General features: G+C 39.5%; 6 protein-coding genes and 2 pseudogenes. 1 reads left to right on the top strand and 7 read right to left on the bottom strand.

The features are described 5' to 3' along the window. Positions 1–88: 88 nt before the first annotated feature. Together HT699_RS05400 and HT699_RS05395 are read right to left on the bottom strand one after the other, a co-directional pair. Entirely contained in the window at positions 89–2,077 is a 1,989-nt protein-coding gene (locus HT699_RS05400) for an ABC transporter permease (protein ID WP_172921937.1), read from the bottom strand. Between the two features lies 1 nt (position 2,078). Further along, positions 2,079–2,837 carry an ABC transporter ATP-binding protein gene (locus HT699_RS05395; RefSeq protein ID WP_000173372.1) on the bottom strand — a complete coding sequence of 253 codons (759 nt, stop codon included), beginning with the start codon at positions 2,835–2,837 and terminating at the stop codon, positions 2,079–2,081. Positions 2,838–3,263: 426 nt separating this feature from the next. Here HT699_RS05395 and HT699_RS05390 point away from each other — a divergent pair, with 426 nt between their 5' ends. Continuing rightward, positions 3,264–3,455 (top strand): hypothetical protein, encoded by a 192-nt coding sequence (locus tag HT699_RS05390; RefSeq protein WP_000680781.1) that lies wholly within the window; start codon positions 3,264–3,266, stop codon positions 3,453–3,455. 142 nt (positions 3,456–3,597) lie between these two features. On the opposite strand, the gene HT699_RS05385 is transcribed toward HT699_RS05390, so the two are convergent. The 5 genes and pseudogenes from HT699_RS05385 to HT699_RS11730 form a co-directional block, all read right to left on the bottom strand. Continuing rightward, positions 3,598–3,870 (bottom strand): PspC domain-containing protein, encoded by a 273-nt coding sequence (locus HT699_RS05385; protein ID WP_001085048.1) that lies wholly within the window; start codon positions 3,868–3,870, stop codon positions 3,598–3,600. 58 nt (positions 3,871–3,928) lie between these two features. Further along, positions 3,929–4,378 carry a SprT family protein gene (locus HT699_RS05380; protein ID WP_001054508.1) on the bottom strand — a complete coding sequence of 150 codons (450 nt, stop codon included), beginning with the start codon at positions 4,376–4,378 and terminating at the stop codon, positions 3,929–3,931. Then, on the bottom strand, positions 4,365–6,494 hold the full coding sequence (locus HT699_RS05375; RefSeq protein WP_014017280.1) for a Tex family protein: 2,130 nt from the start codon (positions 6,492–6,494) through the stop codon (positions 4,365–4,367). The genes HT699_RS05380 and HT699_RS05375 overlap by 14 nt, the downstream gene beginning before the upstream one ends. Positions 6,495–6,567: 73 nt before the next feature. Beyond that, positions 6,568–7,073 (bottom strand): annotated as a pseudogene (locus HT699_RS05370) (DUF1919 domain-containing protein); the annotation flags it as partial. A 175-nt stretch (positions 7,074–7,248) separates the two neighbouring features. Next, positions 7,249–7,667: pseudogene (locus HT699_RS11730) on the bottom strand (IS630 family transposase); the annotation flags it as partial.

The following is a 7,667-nucleotide window of genomic DNA, read 5'->3' as shown; positions in this document are numbered from 1 at the left end:
CCTGCGGCTAGCTTCCTAGTTTGCTTTTTGATTTTCATTGAGTATAAAATACAAGAAATACCTCGATTTTGAAGTCGAGGTATCTTTTTTACATTTGCACAATTTTACGATAACTTCTAGAGGTAATCATGAAAATCAGTACATAGGCGATGAGGAAGATAGCGCAGATAGACAAGGTTACAGTCAACATCATAGTCGTATCCAGTACACCAATTACTTTTAGAATCAGACTAAGCATATGGTAGGCAAAGGCTAGATGTAGGAAGGCAAAGAGCAAAGGAAGGAAGAAAACAGTTAAAACCTGTTTGTTGATGGTTTGCTTGATTTGCTTTTGATCTAAACCGACTTTCTGCAAGATAATAAAGCGTTCACGATCTTCATAACCTTCAGAAATTTGTTTGTAGTAGATGACCAGAACAGTTCCGACCATAAAGATAATGGATAGGAAAATACCAATAAAGAAGACACCGCCAAAAAGGGCACTCATCTGAGCACTAGCATCTGCTAGATTGCTACCATAAACATAGCTACCTTCTGTGTCTAATTGAGCATTAAATTGATTGAGGTAGTTTTCATACTCCTCAGCGACCTTGAGTTGTTCTTCTTCACTGACATTTACATTCATACCACCGTAAAACTGATTATAGATAGCCGAATCTGGGAATTGATCCAAAAAGGCTTGTAAATCAGAAACAACAAGGTAATTGTAATCAGCAGTCAAAATATTAAACTGATTTGGAACATGGTTTACAATGAAATCTTTATTAAATTCTTCTTTGACAGAAAATTGATGATCATTTAGAGTTAGAGCTTTCTGTCCTTTCAGTCCGTCATTTTTGGCAAAGAGACCGACCTCATTTCCTGATAGAGACAGTTTTTGACCAGTCATATTTTCATAATCTTTTTGGTCAAATACCATGAAAACTGTTTTGGGTTGGACACGGTTTTGTCCTTTTTCAAAAAGTGTTAACTTGGTTCCTTCTTGATTTGCAATACCAAAGTTACTGTAACGAAGCACTTCTTTCTCTTTGACACTATAACCTTTGTCACTTGCAAACTGGCTCAAGAGTTTGTCCAAATCTTCTTTTTCAACATTTTTTCCAGTAATGCCAAAGTCATGCGGATTCATCACTTTTTTAAAGGATTCTGAGGCATTGAAAATACTAGTCGCTGCTGACATGGTTACCAAAACCATTGTTGACAAAATAGCGATGGTTGCTAGTCCAACCGCATTTTTCTTCATACGGAAAATCAAGTTGGAAACAGATATGAGGTTATTAGGTTGGTAATAGTATTTCTTGTTTTTCTTTAAGATTTGTAGGAAGACTGTAATCCCTGCATTAAACAATAGATAAGTACCAAAAATAACCAGCAAAACAGCTAGGAAGAAAGTTGTTAGGGCTGTAAGAGGATCGGTTACCGTAAGGGCAAGATAATAGCCAATCCCTAAACTTATGGAACCAAGAATAGTTTGGAGAGGTAGGAAACGACCTCTTTTCTCTCCGCTTGCTTTCTCACGCGAGAGCTGGAGGGCATTCATACGGGCGATTCGAAGGGCATTCAGGAACATGAGCCCTAGGAAAATCAATCCAAAGACAACAAGTACTGCAATGACAACATTCATTTGGAAGGTAGCGACCAGCTCAACCTTCAATTTCATCAGTTTGAGCAAGAAAGCGAAAATTAACTTGTCAAACAAGGCTCCAATACCGATACCCGCTCCAACAGTTAGAATCCCAAATACCACTAACTCCTTAAAGGTCATACTGATCAGGTGACGCTTCTCCAAGCCCAACATGCCATAAATTCCTAGTTCCTTGGAACGGTTCTTCATGACAAAACTATTGGCATAGAGGACGATAATGGCTGACGCAAGGGTGACGACAAACATACCAAATCCAAGTGTAGCCTGAATGGTTGTTCCTCCACGGATTTCAGCAATCTTGGGATTGAAGGTTAGAGAGTAAAAGAGATAGGTGACTGTGACTGCCAAGAGAACAGCCAGCGCAAAAGGATAGTAGAGTTTGCGGTTTTTAATCAAGTTCGATACCGCTAACTTATTGGTTAATCGAAACATACTAATTCACCTCGCTTGCCATGACAGTCAAGGTATCAGAGATCTCTTGGAACATCTGACGTTCTGTCTTCTCTCCACGGTAGATTTGGTTGTAAAGAATGCCGTCTTTGATAAAGAGTACACGTTTAGCTCTGCTAGCTGCTGCTGTTGAGTGGGTTACCATGAGAATGGTTTGGCCGCGCTCATTGATTTCATCAAAAACATCAAGAAGAGCTGCAGAGGACTTGGAATCAAGGGCTCCTGTTGGCTCATCCGCAAGGAGAATTTCAGGCTCTGTGATGATAGCGCGGGCTACTGCTACACGCTGTTTCTGACCACCTGAAATCTCGTAAGGATACTTCTCTTGCAATTGGTTGATACCTAGATTCTCAGCTGTCACCACCAATTTCTTCATCATCTCCGTAATAGGTCTTCTTGACAAGACAAGTGGAAGCAAGATATTGTCCTTAACAGACAGAGTATCTAGCAAGTTAAAGTCTTGGAAGACAAAGCCCAACTTTTCACGACGGAAGCTAGAAGCCTGTGAATTTTTAATGGTTGCGGTGTCTGTTCCGTTCAAATAAACTTGACCACGAGTTGGTTTATCCAGCATAGCTAGAATATTGAGAAGAGTAGATTTACCAGAACCAGACTCACCCATGATAGCAACGTAGTCACCCTTTTCTACGGTAAAGTGAATATCCTTGAGGGCTTCTACTTGGTTGCCCTGAAAACGAGTTTTATAAATTTTTTGAACGTGTTTTACATCTAAAAGTGTCATGAGAATCTCCTTTCTTAATATCCCATCAAATGAAATGTTGCTTGCATCATAGCGCATCCCAGTTGAACACGCTCGATATCTTTATGGCTTGGTTTTCTAGTTTTCTTATGTAAGATTTGTTTCATGATGTTACTCCTTTGTTCTTTATGAGTCTAGTTTACATCAAAAAAAGACCGCTTGCCATAACCTAACCTTACAAAAGAGACTTTAATCTTACATTTTTGTAAGATTGGGGGAAATGTAGGCAAAATTACTTATAAAATGATTTGATTTCCTATTTTTAAAATTGTAAAATATAAGTGTGAAAAGGCTTACTTTGGAAAGGGGGAATCGGAACTATCATTTGAGTAAGCTTACCTAGATAACATGCCATTAAATTCAACACTTTCAAATCGAACTACCTATAAGGAAAGAAGGTGCGCCTTAATGAAACACAAAGAATATATACTCATCGGACTTCTCTATCTCCTCTCTCCATTCATCGGTCAACTCTTAGTTGAAAAAACATACTTTATCGGTACAGAATTTACAGCTACTGCTTATGCTATTTGCTGGTTATCAGTTGTTATCAGCATCCACCATTTTTCCAAAAATGTATTGTCTCAGCATGAAAAATAGATTAGAAACATGAGTTCAAAAGAATGCTTTTAGTTTGTAGATGAAGCTGGAAAAATATTATTAAAAGTAAAAAAGCTTTAAATCAAGCAGTTTAGACTATTGATTTAAAGCTTTTTGCTTATTCTAAATCTTTTGTAAAACCTCACCAAAACCAGCCTTCATTATCGTCAATGGCTTGGGCTTCTTTGCGTTTGCGTGGGCCTGTTCCGTACATTTCTGCTTCGATTTCTTCCTTGGTTGGCATGACAGAAGCTAGGATGATATAGATAATCACACCAAGTCCAAAGTTTGCGACTGTAAAAATAGCAAATAGAAAACGAACAAGGGTAACATCAAAGTTCCACTTGTCTGACAGACCTGCCAGAACTCCTGAAATCATGCGATTTCGTCTCATTTTATAAAATTTACTGTTCATGATATTTCCTCTTTCTGCTAGGTTAGACATAGTATATCACGGGTAGGCTCGGCTTTCATCAGTCCTCAGGCTGATTTACTAGTAGCAACTTTCCTCGACAAACTCCACAGCGATAGCGTTTGGTATCAATCCTTCGCTTGCGCTGATAAGTTTGCTGGCAGGATTGGCAACGATAAAGCTTGATTGGCTTGGAGTTTCTATTTGGCAAGGTTGGCACAAAGCGTAATCCATCCACTGCTTCCAAAAGTTCCTTAAAATCCCGATCCTTGTGTTGATAGCCCTTCCCTTGAAAATAGAGGTGATAATGACAGAGTTCATGTCGGACAATTTTCCTAAAAACATCCAGACCCAGTTCCTGATAAACCTTGGGATTAAAATCCAAATGCCCATCTTTGGGGAAAAATCGCCCACCTGTCGAACGTAGACGCCTATTCCACTGGGCATGATGGATAAAAGGTCTGCCGAAGTCTTCTAGCGAAACCTGCTTGACGTAATCAGTTAGATTCATCTGGAGCTAGGAGCGACAGATTGACTTTTTCACGTTCAGTATCAATTTTCTTGACCCAAACGGTCACCAAATCTCCAACTGACACCACTTGGCTAGGATGTTTGATAAATTTGCGACTCATGTGGGAAATATGAATGAGACCGTCCTCGTGAATTCCAATGTCAACGAAGGCACCGAAGTCAACGACATTACGCACCACACCCTCTAGCTTCTGCCCAACCACTAAGTCCTTGATATCCAGGACATCTTGGCGAAGCATAGGTGCGTCAAAGGAATCACGGAAATCTCGACCTGGTTTGAGAAGATCTGCAATGATATCTTTAAGAGTTTCGGGACCAAGGTCTAGCCCTTGCGCCATTTCCTTGACTGAAAGAGACTTGAGTTTGCCTTGGGCTTCTTCATTCAGGTCCTTAATGTCCAAGCGTTTGAAAAGTTCCTTAACGGCAGCGTAATTTTCTGGGTGAACTCCTGTATTATCAAGAATATTGCTACTTTCAGGGATACGAAGGAAACCAGCTGCCTGTTCAAAGGCCTTAGCCCCCAAACGAGGAACTTTCTTGATTTGGGAGCGTGAAGTGATTTTTCCTTCTTCTTCACGGTATTTGACGATATTTTCAGAGATGGTTTTATTGAGTCCAGCTACGTGTGAAAGAAGAGCTGGGCTGGCTGTATTGACATTGACACCGACTTGGTTCACCACGGTATCCACGACAAAGTCCAGACTTTCAGACAGTTTCTTCTGACTGACATCATGCTGGTATTGACCGACACCGATTGACTTAGGATCGATTTTGACCAATTCAGCAAGGGGGTCCTGCAAACGACGGGCGATAGAAATAGCAGAGCGTTTTTCAACGGTCAAGTCTGGAAACTCCTGACGAGCAAGTTCGCTGGCAGAATAGACCGAAGCACCACTTTCATTTACGATGACATAACTAACCTCAGGAAAATCTTTAAGAACTTCCGCCACAAAGGCTTCACTTTCACGACTAGCAGTACCATTTCCGATGGCAATAATCTCTACACCGTATTGACCAATCAAGTCTGCCAAATCTTTCTTGGCTTCTTCGATTTGACGAGCTGATGCTGGTTTAACAGGATAAATGACCTGAGTTGTCAGCATTTTCCCAGTTGCATCAACGACAGCTAGCTTGGCACCTGTACGAAAGGCTGGGTCAAATCCAAGAACCATGCGCCCTTTTAGAGGAGCAACCAAGAGAAGATTGCGCAGGTTGTCAGAAAAGAGTTGAATAGCTCCCTCTTCTGCCTTCTCGGTTAATTCTGTACGAATACGGCGCTCGATAGCAGGCAAGACCTTTTTCTTAACGGATTGCTGAACAACTTCATCAATATAAGCATTTTTCACCTTGAAACGAGTAGCAAAAAAGGCAAGAATACGGTCCGTCGCATGTTCAAAACCGATCTTCAAGACACCTAGCTTCTCCCCACGATTGAGAGCCAAGGTACGATAGCCTTGCATAGTTCCAACTGTCTCTGAAAAATCATAATAAATCTGAAAAACCTGCTTTTCATCAAGACTTTCATCCTTGGCTTGAGAAGTGAGTTTAGAGTGTCTCAGCACTTCCTGATAAGTCATAGAACGCAAGGTCACATCTTCCGATAAGGCTTCGACCAAAATATCAACTGCACCGGTCAAGGCTCCCTTGCCAGTCGCAAATCCTTCACAGACGAACTTTTCAGCTTCTTTCTCCAAGTCAACTATATTCTGCAAAATCAAGCGAGCAAGAGGAAAGAGTCCAGCTTCACGGGCAATGGTTGCCTTGGTACGACGCTTTTCCTTATAAGGAAGATAGAGTTCTTCAACGTCTGCTAATTTTTCGGCAACTAAGATAGCTTCTTCCAATTCCTTGGTCAACTTACCTTGTTCTTGAATCTTAGCTAAGACAGCTTCCTTACGGTCATTGAGATTTGTCAGACTTTTATCCAAATCAATAATAGCCTTAATCGCCACCTCATCCAGACTACCAGTCATGTCCTTGCGATAACGCGCCATAAAGGGAATAGTCGCCCCTTCAGCTGTCAAACTTAGAACGGTATCAATTTGCTTTAACGTCACTCCCAAATCCTGAGAGATTTTTTCATATTTTTTATCCATGAAACTATTATACCACAAGCTAAACATTTTAAATTAACTCGTAGAACATTTAAAAAATATGTAGGGAATAGATTTATATGCTACAGCGCAATAACTTGCACTTAAAGAGCATTGCCACCTTTTTTAACCAAGCCATGATATCAAAAGTATTTAATGGATCAGACATAATAGCCAGTTCTGGAAGATGTTCCTGACCTGGAATAACACATTGACTTTTCAAATTTTTATATGGACGATTGACTAAAATTAATTTATTAGAATAAGGAAGATTATCCATCTTATTTAAAATTTCTTCACTAGCTGAATCTTTATTATCAAATTTAAAATATAGATTATCCCAATTTATGCGTTTTTTCTTTTTTCCCACTTAGTCCGTGCTTCTTCAATACTAGAATAATGTAGAAAATGAATATCTATATCCCCTAAGTGCCCCAAAGGATAAACTTCATGGGTCCAGCTCGGTGAAACAAGTTCCTCTTCGAAAACAAGTTCTTGTTCCATATAGTACCGAAAATCCTTTGTAAGTTTATAATAATCATCAGGAAGAATAAATAAACCAACAAAAGGTGTTCTATATTGGCTTTACAATAATAACTTCTATATCTTTAAATGTTTGTCTATCAACTATTAATAAAGACTCTAATAAACTATTTTTATCTCCTTGATGTAATAAAATAACACTGATTAAGCAAGTCAATTTTACTACCTCCTATAATTTTCTGATAATGATTTTCTTCTTATTTCAATTATATAATCATTTAGTTTTAAAAAAGCGTTCCAAACATTCAAAAATAGTTGGGACTTCCCTTAATAAATCTGTTCCTTTCTTTTTCAAGATAGCCCATGCTTGCTCAATAGGATTCAAATCTGGTGAATAAGGTGGTAGAGGTAAGAAAAAGTGTTTATCTTGGATGCAGAGTTCATCCAAAATGTTCTTGGGATCAAAACTAGCATTGTCCATGACAATAACATGAGGTGTCTTTCAAAGCAGGTAGGAGTTGCGTTTTGAACCACTCCACAAAGAAATCGCTTGTCATGCTGTTCTTGTAAATCATGGGAGCTATAAACTCTCCGTCTACTTGTCCTGCAACAATTGAAGTTCGCTCAAAACGACGTCCGCTAATCTTTTCATAGACTTTCTCCCCTCTAGGAGCCCCTGCATAAGGACGATAG

The organism is Streptococcus sp. 1055, from assembly GCF_013276815.1.
Classification (GTDB): domain Bacteria; phylum Bacillota; class Bacilli; order Lactobacillales; family Streptococcaceae; genus Streptococcus; species Streptococcus pseudopneumoniae.
The sequence above is the reverse complement of the archived record's forward strand: the minus strand, read 5'-3'. Positions and strand labels throughout refer to the sequence as shown.